This is a genomic window from Candidatus Poribacteria bacterium, assembly GCA_026706025.1.
In the GTDB taxonomy this organism is placed as follows: Bacteria; Poribacteria; WGA-4E; order WGA-4E; family WGA-3G; genus WGA-3G.
In genome coordinates, this window is sequence record JAPOZO010000035.1 from 45000 (window position 1) to 66053 (window position 21054).

15 protein-coding genes are annotated in these 21054 nt (G+C 47.3%); all 15 read right to left on the reverse strand.

All coding sequences use genetic code 11. From position 1 onward, the window contains the following. Positions 1-112: 112 nt before the first annotated feature. The 15 genes from rpmE to OXH00_08315 all read right to left on the reverse strand — a co-directional run bounded on the left by rpmE (position 113) and on the right by OXH00_08315 (position 20999). Entirely contained in the window at positions 113-340 is a 228-nt protein-coding gene (gene rpmE / locus OXH00_08245; protein ID MCY3740997.1) for a 50S ribosomal protein L31, read from the reverse strand. Positions 341-466: 126 nt separating this feature from the next. Further along, complete coding sequence (rho, locus tag OXH00_08250; protein ID MCY3740998.1) at positions 467-1801, reverse strand: transcription termination factor Rho; 1335 nt, start codon at positions 1799-1801, stop codon at positions 467-469. Between the two features lie 1096 nt (positions 1802-2897). Further along, on the reverse strand, positions 2898-4874 hold the full coding sequence (locus OXH00_08255) for a tetratricopeptide repeat protein (protein ID MCY3740999.1): 1977 nt from the start codon (positions 4872-4874) through the stop codon (positions 2898-2900). 196 nt (positions 4875-5070) lie between these two features. Next, positions 5071-6207 carry a Gfo/Idh/MocA family oxidoreductase gene (locus OXH00_08260; protein MCY3741000.1) on the reverse strand — a complete coding sequence of 379 codons (1137 nt, stop codon included), beginning with the start codon at positions 6205-6207 and terminating at the stop codon, positions 5071-5073. 207 nt (positions 6208-6414) lie between these two features. After that, positions 6415-7155 (reverse strand): succinate dehydrogenase/fumarate reductase iron-sulfur subunit, encoded by a 741-nt coding sequence (locus OXH00_08265; GenBank protein ID MCY3741001.1) that lies wholly within the window; start codon positions 7153-7155, stop codon positions 6415-6417. Between the two features lie 211 nt (positions 7156-7366). After that, positions 7367-9199 carry a fumarate reductase/succinate dehydrogenase flavoprotein subunit gene (locus OXH00_08270; protein ID MCY3741002.1) on the reverse strand — a complete coding sequence of 611 codons (1833 nt, stop codon included), beginning with the start codon at positions 9197-9199 and terminating at the stop codon, positions 7367-7369. Between the two features lie 38 nt (positions 9200-9237). After that, complete coding sequence (locus OXH00_08275; protein ID MCY3741003.1) at positions 9238-10056, reverse strand: succinate dehydrogenase; 819 nt, start codon at positions 10054-10056, stop codon at positions 9238-9240. Between the two features lie 229 nt (positions 10057-10285). Continuing rightward, positions 10286-10930, reverse strand: coding sequence for a type II toxin-antitoxin system VapC family toxin (locus tag OXH00_08280; GenBank protein ID MCY3741004.1), 645 nt, complete (start codon positions 10928-10930; stop codon positions 10286-10288). Between the two features lie 210 nt (positions 10931-11140). Beyond that, on the reverse strand, positions 11141-13108 hold the full coding sequence (locus OXH00_08285) for a WD40 repeat domain-containing protein (protein ID MCY3741005.1): 1968 nt from the start codon (positions 13106-13108) through the stop codon (positions 11141-11143). A 128-nt stretch (positions 13109-13236) separates the two neighbouring features. Beyond that, positions 13237-13974 (reverse strand): NAD(P)-dependent oxidoreductase, encoded by a 738-nt coding sequence (locus OXH00_08290; GenBank protein ID MCY3741006.1) that lies wholly within the window; start codon positions 13972-13974, stop codon positions 13237-13239. Positions 13975-14063: 89 nt separating this feature from the next. Further along, positions 14064-16232 (reverse strand): hypothetical protein, encoded by a 2169-nt coding sequence (locus OXH00_08295; protein MCY3741007.1) that lies wholly within the window; start codon positions 16230-16232, stop codon positions 14064-14066. Positions 16233-16460: 228 nt separating this feature from the next. Beyond that, positions 16461-17321 (reverse strand): phytanoyl-CoA dioxygenase family protein, encoded by an 861-nt coding sequence (locus tag OXH00_08300; protein ID MCY3741008.1) that lies wholly within the window; start codon positions 17319-17321, stop codon positions 16461-16463. Between the two features lie 117 nt (positions 17322-17438). Beyond that, positions 17439-18254: a serine/threonine protein kinase gene (locus OXH00_08305; GenBank protein ID MCY3741009.1), complete on the reverse strand. Its 816-nt coding sequence runs from the start codon at positions 18252-18254 to the stop codon at positions 17439-17441. 116 nt (positions 18255-18370) lie between these two features. Further along, a complete protein-coding gene (locus tag OXH00_08310) occupies positions 18371-20437 on the reverse strand; it encodes a WD40 repeat domain-containing protein (protein MCY3741010.1) in 2067 nt (688 codons plus the stop codon). Positions 20438-20456: 19 nt separating this feature from the next. Then, positions 20457-20999 (reverse strand): hypothetical protein, encoded by a 543-nt coding sequence (locus tag OXH00_08315; protein MCY3741011.1) that lies wholly within the window; start codon positions 20997-20999, stop codon positions 20457-20459. Positions 21000-21054 lie beyond the last annotated feature (55 nt).

Here is a 21054-nt window from a genome sequence, read left to right on the forward strand (position 1 = left end):
GTAATTCACATTTCGACTCTAAGCGCGTTCCCAGCGTCTGGCTTTTGTAAGTTAGATCATGAGACTGTTAAGACACGGGAGTCTTCCTTGGAATTCGGGTCGAATTATGTGGCTACTTATCGTCTTCGGTCTTTTCTTCGGTTAGCCCGTAACGTCGGCGGAAGCTTTCAACACGTCCAGCAGTGTCAATAAACCGCGCTTGTTGTCCAGTGTAGAATGGGTGGCATTTTCCACAAATATCTACCCGCATTTCGGGTTGGATGGCGAGTGTGTTGTGGGTTGCACCACAAACGCATGTGATAACACATTCTACCATTGCAGGATGAATTTCAGGTTTCATAATGTCCTTCCTTAAATTTTTAAAAATTTCCGAATTGCGAGTTGCTATTCGGCTGATATTCTCTATTATCGTTGTAACCACGCTTCTGAGACCCGAAGAAGTAGGGTGTGGGAATTCTTCATACACCTACCGCTTCGGACGAGCGTTGGTTTTCCCAGATGTAGTGCTGTTGCTGTAAGTAGCATTATCTACCATTCGTTCGAGAAACTCAGCATTTGTGCCATTTTTGCCGAATTGCTCAATGAGCATTTCGAGTGATTCCGCGTTGTCCATTTGGCTTGTGAATTTTCGCAGTACCCAGACTTTGTTAAGTACATCTGGTGCTAACAAAAGTTCTTCACGCCGTGTTTTTGATTTTTCAATGTCAATTGGTGGATAAATGCGGAGATCTAACAAGGCGCGTTCCATGTGAATTTCCATGTTGGCGGTACCTTTAAACTCTTCATAAATATATTCATCTTGGCGGCTTTCGGTATCAACCAGGACGGTTGCGATGACCGTCAGACTCCCGCCTTCTTCAAATTTTCGGGCTGCGCCGCAGAACTGGCGCGGCTTCACGAATGCCATGGCATCTAAACCGCCACTCAATGTTTTGCCGCTGTGAGGTGCCATAACATTGTGGGCGCGTGCCAATCGGGTCATACTATCTAATAGAACGACGACATCTTTTCCATATTCAGCCCACCGTTTTGCCTTTTCAATCGCCATTTCTGCGACTTGAATGTGGCGTTCAGGGTGTTCGTCGAAGGTGGAACTAATAACTTCGCCTTTGACGGAGCGTGCGACATCCGTAACTTCCTCAGGGCGCTCATCAATTAGGAGAAAGATGAGAGAGACTTCTGGATGGTTCGCTTCAATACCGGCGGCAATATTCTTCAGGAGTGTGGTTTTGCCGCTATAAGGGGGCGCGACGATCAATCCGCGTTGCCCTTTCCCGATTGGTGCTATTAGATCCATCATCCGCGTCCCGAATTCTGACTCGTTGTGCTCCAGTTTCAATTGTTCATAGGGATGGATAGGGGTGAGATTATTGAAAAGGATTTTCTGTTTGACAGCTTCCGGGGGTTCGCCGTTGACTTTCTCAATTTGTAACATTGCGAAGTAACGTTCTGCCTTGTTTTCTGTCTTCTTAGGCGGTCGGATTATACCTTCAACAACATGCCCGGTCTGTAAATCAAAGCGCCGAATTTGCGATGAGGACACGTAAATATCCTCGTTGCTCTGCAAATAGTTAGAGCGCGATGAACGGAGAAAACCGTAGTGTTGATCCCGATCATCTAAGATTTCCAAGACACCACCGCCATAAAATTGGATGTCCTCCTCAGATTTAGCCTCTATGATTTCGTTGATCAATTCCTCTTTTCGAGACCCGGTGTATTCGTCCACTCCGAGAGTCTGCGCAAAATCTTTGAGTTCCGAGAACTCCATTTCTTGGAGCTTGCCAATGTCCAAGCTCTCCATAGTTTCTAATACTCCTCGTTGTGCCCGGTTCCAAGGTAATCATTTCACCGTGGTGTTCATCTAACAACCTAAGCGAATTCTTAGTTCCCACTCAAATATGCGATATGTCAAGATGCCTTCGCAAAAAGCAGGATACGCAGAGAAGGTTAAGATGGAATCGGGGCTGATTCTGTAGAATAATTTACTAATGTTGGTTTCTATCATTTTCGGTGCACGGCTGAAACCGCATTCACCGAGTTCTCCAAAAATGCTCTTTTAATAAAGCAGCATAGGGAGACTAAGGCACGAAGACCGGATTTTCTACAAAGCCGGTTAAACTGGTATGATACCCAAACCGAGTGCATGAGATATTGCCGTTGAGATACACAATAAGGCAAAATGCAAGGTATAAAAGGGTATCGGTGGAGTAGGTGCAATGTTGCCCGCGGGAATGTTTCTCGTATAGTTGCGTTGCAATGTATGCTGGCAGATGGTTTCAATCTAAGAATACCGCTCCTCTGTTTCCATATTGTTAGGGAACATATTGAAGCGAAGGGTACACACATTACCTTGCAGCCAGTGACTCGTTTTCTTCAAAGTACGCATTTCTCAGGAGTTTACACTATTTCGTCAGCGGAAAAGCGTGCTTGCGCGAGGAAGTTAAGAACTTTAAGTATTAATTATACACAATTGGCTGTAAAAGTCAAGTTTTTTTCAAAAAAGGTCCGTTATTTGAAAAAATCGCAGGATATAGAGATAGTTTTCAGACCTACACTATTCCACAATTTGACTTATAAAGGTAGTCAAAAAGTGTTAGTGTTCAATACCACTATAAAAGTATGTTGAGCAGTTAACGCGTAATTGCACGAAAGTGTGAATCGGTGCAGAGGTAAAAGTCTGCACGTTGTATGACTGCTCTCTATTTCAACTTTTTCTATTGGCTTCGGATAGAGGCAAGCGGGGGTAGCCAAGAACCTTCTGCCTTGATATGCCTGTAGGGATTTTTTCGCCCTTCAGGGAATCGCTTGCTGGTGGAGACGGATTAAGACGGTTGCCTCTTTGAGAAAACCGCCCTATCTACGAAGCCGAAGCCCCAACCTTTAGGTTGGGGGTGCTATCACTCTTCAGTCTTTTCGGCATCCCCTTTCAACTTTTTAAGGCTGCGCTGGACGTTCTGGTTGTACTGGTTATTCGCGAGGAAACCTTCCCAAAGGGCGATTGCATCGTCATTATAGCCTTGTGACACATAATAATCCCCAAGGGCGATGACTGCAATATCAGAGTGTGGATTTTTCTCAATTGCCGCTTTGAATTCGGCAACGGCGGTTTCGGCATCTCCATTGAGAAGTGCCAGTTCACCTCTACCGTAAGGGACCAACGCGTGTTCTGGGTATTCCGCCGCGAGTTCGTCTATAATCTTTTGCGCGTCTTCCGGTTTCTTGAGTTGGTAAGTTGCGCGTGCCGAAAGGATCGTTGCATAGACGATCTGGTTGCGAAGTTCTCGCTTTTCGGCTTCAATTTCTGATTTATCAAACAACCGTTTTGCTATTCGAGCGGCAGCTTTATACCTCGCACGGGCTTGGACGTAATTTCCGTACTTATAGGTGAGATCACCGAGCGTTTTCGCACCGATGTACGAATCCCCTTTCTGATCGACAAGGTCTTGGAAGACTGCAGCGGTTTTCCGATCCTTCAACCGATAGTGGAGTACTTCGGCAAGACTTTGCAACGCGTCTGTATTCTGCGTGTTCGCGGCAATAGAACGTTCGAGAACCTCTCGTTCCTTCTCAGGTTCGCCTAATTTTTTGTGTGCCAGCGAGATTAGCCAGTAAATCTCAGAATCTTTACTCCGACTCATTCCGATGACAGAATTATAGGTTTCTATCGCGTTTTCATATGCTTCGGAAGTATAGTGATTTCGACCGGTGTTAATAACAGCATCAACGACATTCCCATCTCGACTTGCGGCTTTTCTGAGTACCTCTTTCGCGCGTTGATGCATCCCGACCTTTCGGTAACAAATCGAGAGTTTGAGGTAGGTGTACGGATCGATTTTCACTTTTTCGGCTTCCGCGCGCGCAATCGCGTCAAAGTATAACGCGCCCGCATCACGATAACTTTCATCGCCGTAGAAGAAGTTAGCAATCATGAGTTCAGCATCGTGGTAACTGCCTTGGTCATCGCCTGCGATACCGCCCTGTCCACCAAAGTTCCGCATAACCTCTGCGGCACCGATCCCAAATCCAGAGTCGGGGATTTCGACGTTGGTATTGCCCATTGCTGGACTTCTCTCAACGCCGCCGCGCGGGCGATCGCGTTCACGTCGGGCTTCAGACTGTGCCAACGCTCTTCCCTGCTGCGTTGCCAGCGGGTCGTCGGGTTCTGGGATAGTGGCGTTGAAGTCTCTGAGTTCTTGCTTCGCCTTTTCGACCGAATCTTCAGCACCTTCTACCTTTCCATATCTCTTAACGAGTAATTGGTTGGTGCGTTTCGCTTCCTCTTCGTCATCGAGGTGTTGGCGTTGAATGCGTGCCTTATTCTCAAGTGCCAGTGCTGCTCGCTTGCTTCTCGGATTGCGATTCGCGAAACTATCAAAAGCCTCTGCCGCCTGCTCAAAGTTCTTGCTTTCCTCAAAACTTTTCGCCAACATTAGATGCGCATTGTGGCTTAATTCCAATTGTGGGAAATTATTAACGATTGCGTCAAATTGCGTTTGTGAGGCTTTATAATCCTTTTCTCTGTAATAGTACATGCCAAGTTCATAGTACGCTTCGGCGGCTTCGTCACTTTTGGGTGCAGCAGCGATAACTGCTTCGTAGGCTTTGATACCTTCTGCTGGTCGGTTCATCTGTTTAATTGACAGTTTACCTATAGCGAGTTGTGCTTGAAGTGCTTCCGGTGTGCCGGGTTGGGTATCTACAATACTTTGGTAAGCCTCAATCGCACCATAGTAATCTTTGTTTTCTGCCAGTGTTTCTGCCTTGCTTAAGGCACTTCCAGGTAAGCATCCGATTTGCGATGCTGCTACCAATATAACAGCAGTAAATGCGAAACACTTCATACTTTTAACAGCGAGTTGTGCCAGAAATTTCACGGTTTTTCTCCTTTCTTCATAGCCAATCCATCGGAGTAGGCAACCCTACTTTAACCCAAGTTGTTACTTACAAGATTTTAGACAAACGTACACCATTTTGATTGGAAATGCCAGAATTTTCTCTAATTCTGGTATTTTATGGTGTCCTGCTCTCTAATTCTTGCTTATTTCATAAAACGTGGCAACTTAGATTACTTTAGTAGTACGATTTGGACGCGCTTTCATCAATTAGTGCTAAAACTTCTTGCCGGGTGTACCCTTCTTTTTCGATGAGTTCGTCGCAATCTACTCTATTTTTCGCGTCGGGCCCCCTACCCGCTTCAAGGATTGAATTTGTCAACCAACTGGTGCGTACGCCGTTGATGCCGGAGGTATAGTTTGCCTCGTAGTTGCCTTTCACTAAGCCAACGAGTTGATCGACTTTGTTGCGCGGGTATCCTTCGGGGCGCGGGTAAGCAAGAGGTTCTGCTTCGCCGTCTTTGGGTGTGTACCGAATCCCGTTTTTGATTTCAATCGTGCCTTCGTCACCTTCAAGAATTACCCATTCTTCAAACCCGACGCGTGTGTTACCGAGGATGGTGATTGTCCCTTCAGCACCATTATCTAAGGTTACATCGGAATAGGAATTAATTTCGACGAACTTCGGGACGAGGTTTCCGTCGTCGTCCTCAAACTTCATGTCGGTTGTTCCGTAGACTTCACTCGGCAATGCCCCGGTCATCCACAGGAATATATCTTGGAGATGGCTACCAGAGTCGTTAGGTTGACCACCACCGGAGAAGCGGGGATCCCCTCGCCATCCACCTGCTCCCCACCGTTGTGCCATGTAAACCTCAAACTTCTGTAGATTTCCGATGCGTCCTTCAGCGATTGCACGCCTACCTGCCATATAGGTATCTTCATAATGGCGTTGATACCCGCCAACAAGGTGTAGCCCACTGCCCATCGCAATTTTGGTAATGGAGATCGCATCGCCGACGATGTTCGCCATCGGTTTTTCGACGATGACATGACAACCCGCGCGGAGTGCGTATTTGACATGAATATCGTGCAGGGAGTGCGGTGAGAAAACGCCGACAATATCCAGATCTTCGTGATTAAGCATCTCAATGAATTCATGTTCACCGAGGTACCGGTTAAGACTATTCGCTTTGTAGCCATCAACCCGTTCTTGGAGGGCATTCTCTAAAGCGTCTAAACTGCCTTCATGTGTATCGGCTGCGGCGACAACTTCTGCATCAGGGTGTGTTGCGAAACCGAGTGTGTTACCACGTCCTGCGCCACCGGGGCCAATCACGCCGACTCTTAAAGTATCATTCTTGCTGGTTCCCATGATTCTAACATCTCCGAATTGTATGTGTCAAGAGAAATTTTGTGCTAAAAAAGTTACCAATCTTCTTAAAAAGTTACCAAATGGTAACTTTTTTCGTTTTTTGGTGATTTTCCAAATATGGTTGAGAACATAGTCACTGTATGGGTTCGTAAGCGTTTTTCTCTGATGTTTCGCTGTAAAAAAATGTTACCACGGCAACGGTAACTGTCAACGGCTAAAGACGCGGAAGAGTTTTTTGATTGGATCGTAGAACTCGTCAACCACGCGTTCTTTGAGAGGGATGATGGCGTTATCCGTAATTGTGATATGCTCTGGACATACCTTTGTGCAACACTTTGTGATATTGCAGTACCCGATGCCGTCTGAATCCTTCAGTTCTTCCAACCGGTTTTCGGTGTCGATCGGGTGCATCTCCAAAGATGCAGCATAAACAAAGAATCTCGGTCCAATGAATTCGTCGTGAAGATCGTGTTCGCGAAGGACATGGCAGACATCTTGGCAGAGGAAACACTCAATGCACTTCCGAAATTCTTGGACATGGTCGATATCTTCCTGTTCCATCCGCCAAGTACCGTCTTCAGCATCGGGTGGACGTGGCGTAAAAGGTTTCATCTTCTCTTTGACTTTGAAGTTCCACGACACGTCTGTAACGAGGTCTTTGATGAGTGGGAAGGCGCGCATAGGTTCAACTGTAACGGGTTCGTCGAGCGATAGGTCATTGAGACGTGTCATGCACATCAATTTCGGTTGCCCGTTGACTTCGGCGGAACAGGAGCCACATTTCCCCGCCTTGCAGTTCCATCGGACAGCCATATCGTTTGCCTGTTCGGCTTGGATACGGTGGACAGCGTCTAAAACCACCATGCCTTCGGAGACCTCGGTATCGTAATCGACAAATTCGGCTCCATCTGCATTGCCGCGCCAAATTCTAAAAGTTGCTTTCGCCATTTTTTTAATTTTCCTTGCGGTTCGGTCAAGTCAGTTTGATGAATGAAGTGCCTCTCCGTAGATCCGCCCTCCACTACGTTACGGGCTACGGCTTCTAATTTTACCCAAGACAACAGCCTGCAACAACGGCGCAGGCGGATATGAGCAGAACCCTTTGATAAACAAAACACCTGATTTAACGCCTTGCGACGCCTTGCGAATAATTAAAATGCTATCCCACCTCGTCTATGATTTCTTGCAGATCGGCTTGGAGTTCATCAACCGGTTGTCGGTAGATATCCATTGTGCCATCATCTGTTTTTTTGATGATCGTGTTATATTTGCCTGCACCCGGTTCCTCTTTCTCTGGATGATCGTCTCGTGAATGTGCCCCGATGCTTGCCCTGCGTTCTAATGCTGCAAGCGCAATCGCCTCGGAAACCGTGAGTAGGCAGTCAAGATCAAGCGCAGTATGCCACCCAGCATTGTATTCTCGATTGCCGATAGCGTGGACGATCTCCGCTTTTTCGCGTAGGTCTTGGATCTCCGCCAAGGCTTGTGTGAGACTTTCTTGGCTTCGGGCAATTCCTACGAGTTCCTGCATTTTTTCTTGGAGTTGTGCTTGGATGTCGTAGGGACCCATTTGGTTGCCATTGCTATTGTTTGGCGGGTTCTCGAACGGTTTTAGTGTATGCCCGGCGATTGTATCAATTTCTGCTGCATCAAGTGGAACTGCTTCATTTTCCATTGCAAACCGCGCGGCGTACTCACCAGCACGCTTGCCGAAGACGAGCAAGTCAGATAAGGAATTACCGCCAAGTCTGTTCGCACCGTGTAAACCCGCAGCGCATTCGCCTGCCGCGAAAAGTCCTGGAACCGCTGTCATCTGTGAGTCTGCATCGACGCGGATACCGCCCATGATGTAGTGCGTCGTCGGACCGACTTCCATCGGTTCTTGTGTGATGTCGATGTCAGCGAGTTCTTTGAACTGGTGGTACATACTCGGCAGTTTCCTACGGATATGTTCAGGCGCGTTCGGAATTTTTTCCTTAATCCACGCTATATCCAAGAAGACACCGCCGTGTGGGCTGCCCCTGCCTTCTTGCACTTCCCGAACAATACAGCGGGCAACGTGATCGCGTGTTAAAAGTTCAGGTGGACGGCGCGCTTCTCGATCACCTTGCGTATACAGCCATCCTTCTTCGGGGTTATCCGCCGTTTGGTTCACATAAAGTTCAGGGATGTCGTCAAACATGAAGCGTCTGCCTTCGCTGTTTGTAAGGGTACCGCCTTCACCACGGACGCCCTCTGTAACCAAAATACCTCGGACACTGGGGGGCCACACCATACCCGTCGGGTGGAATTGGACGAATTCCATGTCAATAAGTTCCGCCCCAGCGTGGTATGCGAGGGAATGTCCATCACCGGTATATTCCCAACTATTGCTTGTAATTTTGTATGCCTTCCCGACACCACCTGTTGCCAAGACAACGGCTTTCGCAGCGAAAACTTTGAAACGTCCTTTTTCACGCTCGTAACCGAAAGCACCCGATACCCTGTCCCCTGTTTTCAGAAGCGAAACGACGGTATTTTCCATGTGCACTTCAATGCCTTGATGGATGCCGTGATCCTGTAAAGCGCGGATCATTTCCAATCCTGTCCGGTCTCCGACGTGTGCGAGGCGTGGGTATTGATGTCCACCGAAGTTCCGCTGAAGGATACCACCTTCTTGTGTCCTGTCAAAGAGTGCACCCCATGCTTCAAGTTCACGGACGCGGTCAGGGGATTCCTGTGCATGGAGTTCTGCCATGCGTGCGTTGGAGAGATATTGTCCACCGCGCATGGTGTCGGCAAAGTGGACGCGCCAGCTGTCTCTTTCATCAACATTCGCCAAAGCAGCAGCGACTCCGCCTTCTGCCATGACAGTGTGTGCTTTACCAAGCAGAGATTTGCACACAAGTCCTACTTTAAGGTCGCCTACAGCGGCTTCAATGGCAGCGCGAAGTCCCGCGCCACCTGCTCCGATTATTAATACATCATATTCATGCGTTTCGTAAGATGCCACGTTAATGTTTCCTCTTTCTTCTCAATTATAAACACTTCTTAAAATGTAATCCAGTCCTGACCCACTGCCGGTGCTATAAAGCGGACGTATACATCCGAAAAACCGACCCAGCAGAGACTCATCCATGCCCAGAGCATGTGCCGACGATTTAAGCAGCTGACACAATTGTATGCTTGCCGACGGACCGGTGCTTTGGAGAGCAAGTCAACAGCACCGCCGACCAAGTGTCGTAAAGAGTGACATCCGAGCGTATAACCGCCTAAAAGGACGACGTTACCTGCCAAAATGATGGTACCTACGCCGATGCCAAAGGTTGTCCCACCATTACCATCGTCGAACCAAAGTGCTTTCCATACATCGTAAGCGAGAATACCGATAAAGACGATTGCGAGATAAAGGAAATATCTATGGATATTCTGTATAATCAATGGAAACGAATGTTCGCCCCTGTAGTTATTACGAGGTTCTGACACTGTGCAAGAGGGTGGGTCTGCCCAAAATGCTTTGTAATACGCGCCGCGATAGTAGTAGCATGTAAAGCGAAATCCAAGTGGTGCCCACATAATCAGGACTGCCGGGGTAATGAAACCTGGTATCCAAGACGGCATCGGACCAAACCAACTGTGGTCAAGACTATGCGCCACCCCTTCAGTACCGAAAAGCACCGGTGAGTAGAGAGGTGATAGGTAGGGGCCGTGAATGAAATGATCCCCTTCAAAAACGCGAAAGAGTCCGTAAAGGACGAAGATTCCCAACCCGAGAAATACCGCTAAAGGCTGTAGCCACCACGCGTCTCGGCGTTGGGTTTGGAACGGACGGGGTTCCATTGTTAACGTGAGTTCTGGATGTTGGGTCATAGACGATTTTTCCTTACATTACATTAAAATTTCTTATCTTAAGAACATTCGGGAGTCGTGTCATCAATAACTTGTAAAGTTTTTGCTCAGATGCCTCGTACAACAATAGTATATTTATGAAAGATATTTGGATTATTCTGTGCCATTTTTAGTTTTGTGGGAACAGAAACCTTACCCACCGGACGCAGCGGGGAAACTATGTCTGTCTAAAAATCTCTATGTGAGTGGATCAGTCTTTTTTATTTTCGTTGCTTCGAGCCGGCGGTGGCGGAAGGTATTTCCAACCGAGGGCTTTATTTTTTTCTGTTTCTGCCACTAAATAGTCATAAAGTTCCTGCATAGAGTTGAATTTAGCAGCAAATGCTTCTTTCATCCGATAGCATTCTTCTAAGACAGGATCCATGCGGGTGTCAATTTTTTCTTTCACTTGAATTTCCTCAATAAGTTCTATAGGTGTGCAGAGAGTTGTGGGTTGAAATCCAGCTGCGTGACAAACTTCGTTTATCAGCTGCCGTTTGGTTTCATTCACAATGTGCTTATAGTTCCAAGAAATTAAGTATTCAATGCTGTTCACCGCGGCAACAGCGATATGTTGTGCATCCGGCATCAAGTTTTGTGGGACAGCACCAGCATCTATAAGGTCTTGGGCAAGCATATTCGCCGCTGGTGACATATCCAATACGGTTAAACCCGCCAACACCTCACGCCTTCGTTGGGCTGCTATTGGATCACCTTCCCTGATTTCACTGACAACTATGTTTGAAATAATAAACTCAAAGTTATCGGCATATTCTGTCCACAGTTGTTGCGTTGCTTGTTGCCGGGCGGCCAATGTTACATCGTGGCTTGGTCTTGCGACTAAATAACTGACCACAGTTGTTTCGACGTAGACTTTTGGTTTGATTATATTATATTGTATCATGCAATGCGGTTTTTGTCAAATTACAGAGTTGTTCAGTCAGTATTAACGCAGCCTCCACAGCAACACCGTGCAATCATTACTTCCGCTGGCGAGTATCTGCCCAAGTGTTTTCTTCATTACCAACTTTCCTTTTTGATAAAACGGATCAACAATACCAAACATTCACTGTCGATTTTGTGATGTTGAAGGTGCCAGGTCCCACAGAAGGACTGAACAGTCCAGACTTCCACTGACAAGCATTTTTCCGTCAGGACTAAACGCCACACTATTGACCAAAGACGTGTGCCCTCTGAATGTTTTCTTGTGTTTGCCTGTTTCAAGGTCCCATAGATGGATGTTGCCTTCCGCTCCACCGCTTGCGAGTGTGTTTCCACTGGGACTAAATGCTACACTAATGACCCATAGTGTATGTCCAAAGAGCGTTCGCTTGAGTTCACCTGTTGCGGTGTTCCACAAACGGATCTCACTATCTCCACCACCACTGACAATTGTATTTCCATCGGGACTAAATGCTACGCACTTAACCGGTTTTGGATGTTCCATGAGCGTTACCTTAGCTGTACCTACATCCCACAGTCGGATGGTACCGTCCGGACTCCCACTGACAATAGTTTTCCCATCCGGACTAAGCGCGATGCTGTTGATGACATCTATATGTCTAAGTTGTCCGGGGACCGTGAGCGGGGGCGTGAGCGTCTGTTTGTGTTTACCGGTATGTGCATCCCAAAGATGAATTCTTTCCATGCCACTGCCAGAAGCGATCGTTTTTCCATCGGGACTGAACGCCAAGCATTCAGCATAGACTCTTCGTTCTATGGGTGGAATTCTGGGTGTCTCTGTGTCTAAATCCCATAAATGAATACCCTCACGACTCCCACTGGCAAGTGTTTTTCCATCGGGACTGAACGCCAAATCATTGGTCCAAGCCGTGGATTCAGAAATTGTTTTCTTGTGTCTCTTTGTTTGTACGTCCCATAGGTAGATGTTGCCTCTAAAACTATCGTTAGCAATTGTTTTTCCATCAGGGCTGAACGCGACACAATCGACCGAAGACAAGTACCCCGCAATTGTTTTCTGGATCTCCCATGTTTCAACGTTCCATAGATAGATACCAGCTCTGCTGCCAGTTGCGAGTGTTTTTCCGTCCGGACTGAATGCTACACGCCTAACTCCAGGATACATTTTAGTGAGCATTTTCTTCAGGGTTCCGGTTTTTACATCCCAAAGGAGAATGGGGCCGTCAAAACTTCCACTAACAAGGGTGTTACCATCCGGACTAAACGTAATAACACTCCAGACATCCTCATGCTCAGTAAAGGCCATCTTTTGTTTCCCTGTATCAGCATCCCACAAGCCGATAGCGTATTTCCAATTTCCAGCAGCAATGGTTGCCTTTACAGCAGCAATGGTTTTCCCGTCTGGGCTGAAGACTACGCTTAAGACCGAACCCCTCTCGTCGGGAAAAGTCATCTTATGTTTGCCTGTTGGCATATCCCACAAGCGGATGCTGCCATCTGCGCTGCCACTCGCAAGGCTGCTGCCATCGGGACTGAAAACCACGCTCCGGACCTCATCTGTGTGTCCGATGAGCGTTTGCTTGAGCTCAACCGTATCTGCATCCCATAAGCGGATGTTACCATCATCACTACTAACAAGCGTTTTTCCATCGGGACTGAATACAAGCGTATTAATTCTGAATCCATCGTCTCTAATTCTGAGTTCATCGTCTGCTTCAATGAATCTCTTCTTATGTGTGGCGCCAATGAATCTCTTCTTATGTGTGCCTGTGACCTTATTCCTGACGTGGATGGTACCATCCGAACTTCCAGTGGCGATCGTTTTTCCATCCGGACTGAACGCCACAGCTTTGACTAATGCTGTGTGTCCAGTGAGTAGGTCAATCTCTCGGTAGGTAGATGTATCGTAGAGCCAGACCCCAATACCACTCGCTACTGCGAGTTGTGTCCCATCTGGAGAATACTTTATTTCGGCGATCTTACCTTTCCCAAATCGCGCGATGGCACCTTCAGGGAGATTCATTTGCGTATAGTCTTCGCCGAAGGTGTTGGATAGCAGCAGAAATGAAATGAGAAAAAGCGGCAAAAAAATGGAGAATACCCTAATATTCATAACGAAGGTTCTCCTTTAGCGAAAACCGATTAGCCTCATAGCCTTTTCGCACGCGTGTGTCAGCGACCTTTTTGTAGGAGCGAGTGTTTTTGCTGGGGGGTTTCCCAGTGCTCGCGATCCGTTCCTTTTCACACACGCGTATGCGTCAACGGTTCCCAACCGAGTAGGCGTTTCGCTTTTGAGAGGTTGATTTCCTTCTGTTCGTGGTCTCCCGCGATGAAGAAAGCGTCAAAGCCTTCGTGTTCAACTGAGATGGCAGCGAGGTAGGCAGTCGCTAAGTCTTGCTCATCTGTCCACCAGATGTGCACTGACGAATTTTTCGGTTGGTTGTAACGCTCAAGCCACTGTTCACGTGTAGAAGGTCCCGTAATTCGCAAGGCGATAAGCGACATACCGTGTTCCCGCGCGAAGTATTCGCAGACCTGCTCACCGAAGCCTTTGGTTAACCCATAGACACCGGGATTATCGCGCGGCACGACATCTTCATAAGGGAAGTTGTTTCGCGTCCGCTCATGCACGGTGAAGGTGCTTGTATAAACAGCGTGTCGGATGCCTGCTTCCTTCGCTGCATGTAGAACGATATGCAGCCCCTTGGCGTTTACCTCATAGTTTGCGACAATATCGCTGAAATCCGCGACAGAGGAACGATCACTCGTCGGTTGCAGCATGACCATATAAACGAACGTATCCATCCCTTTCAATGCTTCTTGAACGATGTCGGGGTCGGTAACGGATCCTTGGATATAGTCTATAGCGGTATCCTTAGGCGGGTTGACATCAAGGACTCGGAAATTGTGATGGCTCTTCATGTAAGGGAGCGTCATGGTTCCAACGTGTCCCGAACCGCCTATCAGTAGAACGTTCATTAATTTCTCTCCTATTTCGTCAGTATTGCGTGATTTATCTGAATGTTTATTGGACGGTCAGCATTAATATTTGCTGTGATAGAGACGGGTTACAGTAGTGTGGAGAAATCCCATAAGAGTATCGTGCCATCTGTCCTCCCGCTGGCAAGCACTTTCCCATCGGGACTGAATGTCAGGCTTGAGATGCCCCCCGTATGTCCTGTAAGCGTTTTGAGATGTTCACCCGTGTGAGCATCCCAAACACGGATTTCTCCGCTTAAAGCCCCACTACTGAAATGTCCGTTGCCCCAGTAATACCACCAGTCTCCACTAACGATATAGCTTCCATCTGGACTGAATACTACGCTTGAGACCACATTTTTATGTTCTGTGAGGGTTTTGAGAAGTTCGCCAGTGTGAGCATTCCACAAGCGGACTTCCTCACCGGTGCTGTATGTGCCTTCATAACCCATCCAATGTCCGCTGCCGCTGGCGATAGTGCTTCCGTCTGGACTGAAAACCACACTATTGATTACAGACGTATGACCTTTGAGAGTTTTGAGAAGTTCACCAGTGTTAGCATTCCATAGGCGAATTTCTTGCCCCACACACGTTCCCTGATCCTCGCTTCCACCTAAATATACCAATCTCCCACTCCCACTGGCGATAGTGTTTCCATCCGGACTAAAGGTCACAGTGTTGGCGTTCTCTATATGTCCTGTGAGGGTTTTGAGGGGTTCACCTGTGTTGGCGTTCCATAAGCGGATGGTTCTGTCGTTACTTGCACTGGCGATTGTCTCGCCGTCCGAGCTGAAAGCGACACTATTCACCGAATCCGTATGTCCCATCAGCGTTTTGAGGCGTTTACGTGTGCTGACATTCCATAAGCGGATGGTTCTGTCGTTACTTGCACTGGCGATTGTCTCGCCGTCCGAGCTGAAAGCGACACTATTCACCGAATCCGTATGTCCCATCAGCGTTTTGAGGCGTTTACGTGTGCTGACATTCCATAAGCGGATGGTTCTGTCGTTACTTGCACTGGCGATTGTCTCGCCGTCCGGACTAAAAGCGACACTGTTGACAGCATCCGTATGTCCTATCAACGTTTTAAGGAGTTGATTAGTGTGGGCATCCCATAGGTGGATGTTGTTCCCTCCACAACTAACAATCGTGTTTCTATCTGGGCTGAAAGCCACACTTCCGATTGAACCTATATCTTTTCCTCTGAAGTTATTATCTTCTGAACCTCTATTTTCCCTAAGACCCTCGAGGAATTGGAGAGTATGAGCATTCCGTACAGATATACCTGTTTCGCTTGCAATCGCGCATGTCCTTCCATCCGGACTGAAAGCTGCACTGACCGCAGGAATTTGAACTTCCTTGATGTATTCACCGGTGTTGACATCCCATAAGCAGACACCGTCGGTGCCAGTACTAATGAGCCTATTTCCGTTTGGACTAAAAACCACGCTATTGACAGACTTCGTATGTCCTACAAGATATTTGATGAATTCACCTGTGTGAGCATTCCATAGGCGGATGGTTCCATTACCACTGCCGCTGGCGATCATATTTCCGTCCGGACTAAAAACGACACTGTTGACATCACGACCCTCAAAATCTTCAAAAGCCGTACGTTTTTTGAGGGTTTTGAGGAGTTTGCCAGTCTGAACATCCCACAAGCGGATATTGCTGTCCCATTCATTTCCACTATTGGCGAGCGTCTTTCCATCCGGACTGAAACATACGCTCAAAACTTCATAGGGTCCTCCGAATGATTTGAGAAATTCGCCTGTTGTGATATCCAATAATGTGGTTCCTATACTTCCCATCTCCGCTTCCTCTCCGCTGCCGGTGGCGATAGTCTTTCCATCTGGACTAATTGCAACGCTAAATATAGAGACAGAAATTTTGAAGGTTTGAATATGCTTGCCTGTGTGCCTATTCCACACCCAGGCGGTTCCGTTTTCATTGCCACTCACGATGATACTTCCGTCTGGACTGAATGCGATACTCCTGACAGGTCCCATATTTCCCGTAAGAAGTGCCACTTCGCTATGGACTGTCATATCATAGACCCAAATGCCAGCACTTCCCGCTGCCGCTAAATGCATACCATGCGGTGAATACGCTATTTGTTTGATGTTGCCTTTCCCGAGGCGAGCTTTAGCACCTTCCGGCAAACGCCAACGTGTGCTTTCTTCAGTGAAGCCGTTTGGTTGAGAGAATATAAACAAAAAGATGAACGTCAGGAATATCGAAGAGACGGTTTTCTTCATGGGATAAATCTCCTAAGACTTACGCAAATCGAGTAAATGTAGGACATTTGGACGCAAAAAGTGCTAATTTCGATATATTTAACCCCCTAAATCCCCCTTATCAGGGGGACTTTAAAAAGAAATGCCTGAGTCCTATCTCCAATAGATACACCCAACAGTGTGGTTTCAGATTGTGTTTGTTCTGGCAACCAAATACAATTGATAAGTCGTGCTTCCAGAAAATTGGCGTTATCCTTGATACGCATACGCACGGTGCTGAATCCGCAGATCAAAATTGTCGTTTAGATCCCACGTCGGCATATCTGTTGGCACTTCGTAGGCGAACTGTTCCGCATCCGACGAATATGGATTGGTGCGGCGTTCATGAAGCGCGCGTTGATACATTTTGCAGCGTTGTGTCAGGAACTCCGATTGCCACCACTTGTACCGCTCGTTCCACCGGGGTGTCCGCTGATCGAAGTAGATGACGCGCCGAAGTGTATCGCTCGTGTTGATTTTACTGCCGTGCAAGACTTTGGTATGATGGAGCAGAATGTCCCCCGGTTCAACCTCTGCTGGCACTGCGTCTTCCCGTTCAAAATTGACTTCACCGCGGTCGATAACCTCCTGAGCCTCTTCAATTCCCCAGAGATGGCTCTTCGGGATGACCCAGACACAGCCGTTATCGACGGTTGAATCATCAAGATATATGTCAACGTTGAAGATCGGGTGATTTTCGCGGATTGCATTGCCGTCTCTATGCCATCTGACAGAAGAACCGTGTTTCGGCAGTTTGAAAACAAGGGATTCATAACACGGAATAAAATCGGGTCCAATAATCCGGTGCAATAAATCACCTATAAATGGGTGCCCCAGTAACCTTAGAGAAAATTCATTCGGGTGGGAGTGGAGATAGGTCAGATAGTACGGGATTTTTTCAGGGCCACGGTTGCACCATTCATCTGCCGGTCCGCCTGCCAAAATCTCGTCAATCAGCCGTTGACTTTCGCTTTGTGTAACAGCGAGTTCATCGGGTTGGATAACCCCTTTCAGAATGAGATAGCCGTTATCGTTGAAGAATTGAATTTCATTGTCGGTAATTTTTTTCATTTTTTTAATTATGAACCTCCTATACATCATTCCATGATGGTGTTCGGTGAATTTACAGCGTCTCTGGAAATCTGTTCGGTTTCTTATGCCGCCTGGATCAAATCAAGCCATCAGAATTTAGTCATTAGCAATCGCGGCATGCCACGCCGAAACAAATTCTTGGACGGATTGATGTCTCAATTCTTTGTCCGCATTCGTCGCTTTTTTCGCGACGTGCCATAAGGCATCGTTGCCTTTCCAATCGTCTCGTGAATCGCTATTGTTAGCGAGGAGCACGAAGGCTGTCCGTCCTAACATAAAGACGTTTGTTCTTTCGTCAATGCGCGCACCTTTCTGAAATTCCTCCGGTGCCATAAAGCGAGACGAGCCGTACAACCGGCCGCGATTGTTTATGAAAGGTCCCGGATGGTAGAAGTCGAAATCGTACAGATGTATCTGCTTTTTCTCAAAGTTATAAATGATGCTGCCGTCGTAAAAGTCTTCAGCGATGAAGCCCCTTTTTGCGATGAGGATGTGGACATCATAAATAACGTTAAGTGCATCAATGATTTCAGACGCTGGCAGTGCACAAAACCTATCACGGGGATGGACTTCATCAGTACGGAGTTCCCTTTCCGGACGCAGCCCCTCGCCATCTATCCAGTCGTAGACCAATGTGAAGCCATTGGGTGTGGTGAAAGTATTGTGCAATTGAGGAACTGCTTCGTGCTGGACAGCGGCATGAAAATGAACGGCTTGCTTGAGCCACGCGATATTTTGTGGCGTGTTACCGTGTTTGACGAACCAACGTTGGTTGTCCACCACCATCTGGAATGAGTGATCCCTTGAGTCGTATATTGGAAACCGATATGTGATTTCGCCGATTCGTTCTAAATATACTTCGATATCTACATTAGTTTCGCTGACATCCAGAAGTGGGTGCTCGGTGGGCATTTCTTATGTCCTCATTGGGTGCGACGAAGTTATGGTCTAACCGTGTCGCGTCGGTTTTGTGAGATTGGAATAGCAGTATACACCAAAATGCGAAAAAAGTCATCTTTTTCTTTCATCTACAGATAGGGTATCAAATCCCAGAGAAGGATAGTCCCGTCAAAACTCGCGCTTGCCAAAAGTTCGTTATTCGGTGAAAAAGCGAGTCCTTGGATGTCCGTTGGATGCCCCAAAAATGTGCTGATTAGCTTACCTGTCTCAGTCTCCCACAAATGGATAGGAACCTTCTTAAAACCTTGCTGCCACCATAGACCACCAGCGAAATACTTTCCACATTGCGAAAATGCTAATGCCATCATATTATCATAATGTTTGGGTAAAGATATACATTTATGGATTTGACCGTGTTTTACGTCCCATAACAGGAGTTCTGGTTTTCTTAATCCTCCGCCACATGCTAAATATGAACCGCATGGCGAAAAAACAAATTTTAAATATCTTCCATTCGATAGTGGTGTTTCTACACTTTGTATGACTGCAGAAACTTCACGATGGCTAACGTCCCATAACATGTAATCTGGTCCTTCCTCTCCGCCACAAGTCACATACAAACCGCACGGAGAAAACCCTCCGACATCCCCAACCTTATCGCCTGGAAATTCATGTATCTCTTCACCGCGTTCTACATCCCAAAGTCGAGCAGACGGCTTGACGAACTCTTGACTTAGAAGAAATCTGCCATCTGGACTGAATTCCAATAGTGTAATTCGGGATTGGTCGTGTGGAAGGTATTTAAGTTGGTGTTTGAGTTTACATTGTTCATGCCCACTTTGTGCGTTCCATACAACGATTGTTCCCTCTTCATCAGCACATGCAAGGAGGTTCGCCATAGGTGCGAATGCCGGTCGAACCCACTCTTTTTCATGTTCCATGAATTCAATAGTTGGCAACTCGTCGTTTCCGGTTTCTTGAAGCGTGAGTCTCTTCCCGCTAATGCTGACGACATAGGTTTCCGTACTCGTAGAAGGATATAGGTATTGCCTTTTTCCTGTCGGTTGTGGGCGTTTACTTTCAATGTCCCATAATAATGCCTCAGTATAGTACCTCGACTCAACTCCTAACGTGTTGCCGTCCGCCGAAAATACGACTGAATATGGGTCATAAGTAGGTTGATAGTCAGATGCTTGCGTGTGTGGGTTTCCATAGAACCATACCTTGATACCGCCATCCTCGGATTCGTGTGCTAATCGTGAACCGTTTGAAAAACGGACTGTCCCCCATATTCCGCCAATATCCTCTATAGTAGAATAAAGTTTCTCATCACTTTCCAAATCCCATACAGTAATGATACTTTCACCAAACCTTTCAATATAGGAGATTGCCGTTGCACGCAGAACACCTTCCGGTGAGTAAGATGGATTCATGTCTGCTTCACCAAAATCGGTGTATATCTGAATCTGCTGCCAGTTAACAGTGTCCCAGACGCGGACTGTTCCATCTTCGCTCTCACCGCCGGATGCAAGAAACCTACCACACGGCGAAAAGCAGAGGCGATAGATAGAACCCGTGTGTCCTGTGAGGCAAGCGACTTGTTCACCGCTTTCTGTATTCCATACGATTATTGATTCAGCATCGCTACCTGCCTCGTCCCGACCTGTAGACGCAAGCAGATGAGTATCGGGCGAAAAAGCGATCGGCACGAAGCGACCGCCTTTTTCAGATTCACAACTAAATTTTCCAAGAGGTTCCCCCGTTTCTGGGTGCCAGAGGGTGACAGTACCCGTAGCACTATCGCTTGTAGCGAACCGTTGATTGTTAGGTGAAAAGGTGCAATGATTCCATTCTGTTTCTATTTGTGTTACACGCAAACCTCGCTGGACATCCCACACCTCTATGAGGTTCTCCCAGTCGCTTGTAGCGATCCATTTTCCATTAGGCGAAAAGGTGGCTACAAATACGCCTCGTTCCGCACCCCATAATGCGATGGGTGACATCGTTTCTACTTCATACCACCAAAGTCCTACCCTTGTTCCCACAGCAAGATAGTGTCCATCCGGGGAAAATACCAGAGTTTCCACAAGACCTTGACCCAATCGTGCGATCGCGCCTTCAGGAAGTGCCCAAGTTGTGACATCATCTCCACCGGCACCGACTGGTGCTGGGATTGTTAATTTTTGGTTTTCCACTAAAGCATCTCCTTGTGTTCTACAGATAAGGCTTCAGATCCCAGAGATAAATCACGCCATCATATCCACCGCTGATTAATAAAGTGCCGTCCTGCGAGAACGCAAAACACTGAACATCGGTAGTGTGTCCCCAGAAAGTCGCGATATTTTCACCAGTCGCTACTTTCCACAAACGAATAGGCACCTTCTGCAAACCGTCTTGCCACCAAGCCCCGGAAGCCAAATATTCTCCACACGGCGAAAAGCAAAACGCGATTGGTCTTTGGCTTCCTTCAGGGTGTGGTAGCCTCATGAGGGTTTTCCCGTCTATCGCGTTCCATAACACAGCACCGCCTTGATGTCCACCGACAATTATGTCACCAAATGGCGAAAATGCTACGCCCACGTCGGTATAACGCCCCCTCCTTTTTCCTTGTGATGGTGGTCGAGGTAAATCCATTTCGGCAATCTGTTCGCCTGTATCAACATCCCACAATAAGGCAGTTCGATCCATTGAGATGCTCGCGAGCCGTTTTCCATCGGGGCTAAACGCCAAAGCCCCAACAGATTTTGGATGTCCTATAAGTACTGCACACTTTTCCCAATTCTTCCTCCGAGCCCCACCATTTGATGGAGAA

Bases quoted from the DNA above. Each gene is read 5' to 3' on its own strand.
- OXH00_08300 (MCY3741008.1), bottom strand. From the start codon at position 17,321: ATGAAAAAAATTACCGACAATGAAATTCAATTCTTCAACGATAACGGC.
- OXH00_08290 (MCY3741006.1), bottom strand. From the start codon at position 13,974: ATGAACGTTCTACTGATAGGCGGTTCGGGACACGTTGGAACCATGACG.
- rpmE (MCY3740997.1), bottom strand. From the start codon at position 340: ATGAAACCTGAAATTCATCCTGCAATGGTAGAATGTGTTATCACATGC.
- OXH00_08305 (MCY3741009.1), bottom strand. From the start codon at position 18,254: ATGCCCACCGAGCACCCACTTCTGGATGTCAGCGAAACTAATGTAGAT.
- OXH00_08275 (MCY3741003.1), bottom strand. From the start codon at position 10,056: ATGACCCAACATCCAGAACTCACGTTAACAATGGAACCCCGTCCGTTC.
- OXH00_08295 (MCY3741007.1), bottom strand. From the start codon at position 16,232: ATGAAGAAAACCGTCTCTTCGATATTCCTGACGTTCATCTTTTTGTTT.
- OXH00_08285 (MCY3741005.1), bottom strand. From the start codon at position 13,108: ATGAATATTAGGGTATTCTCCATTTTTTTGCCGCTTTTTCTCATTTCA.
- OXH00_08265 (MCY3741001.1), bottom strand. From the start codon at position 7,155: ATGGCGAAAGCAACTTTTAGAATTTGGCGCGGCAATGCAGATGGAGCC.
- OXH00_08260 (MCY3741000.1), bottom strand. From the start codon at position 6,207: ATGGGAACCAGCAAGAATGATACTTTAAGAGTCGGCGTGATTGGCCCC.
- rho (MCY3740998.1), bottom strand. From the start codon at position 1,801: ATGGAGAGCTTGGACATTGGCAAGCTCCAAGAAATGGAGTTCTCGGAA.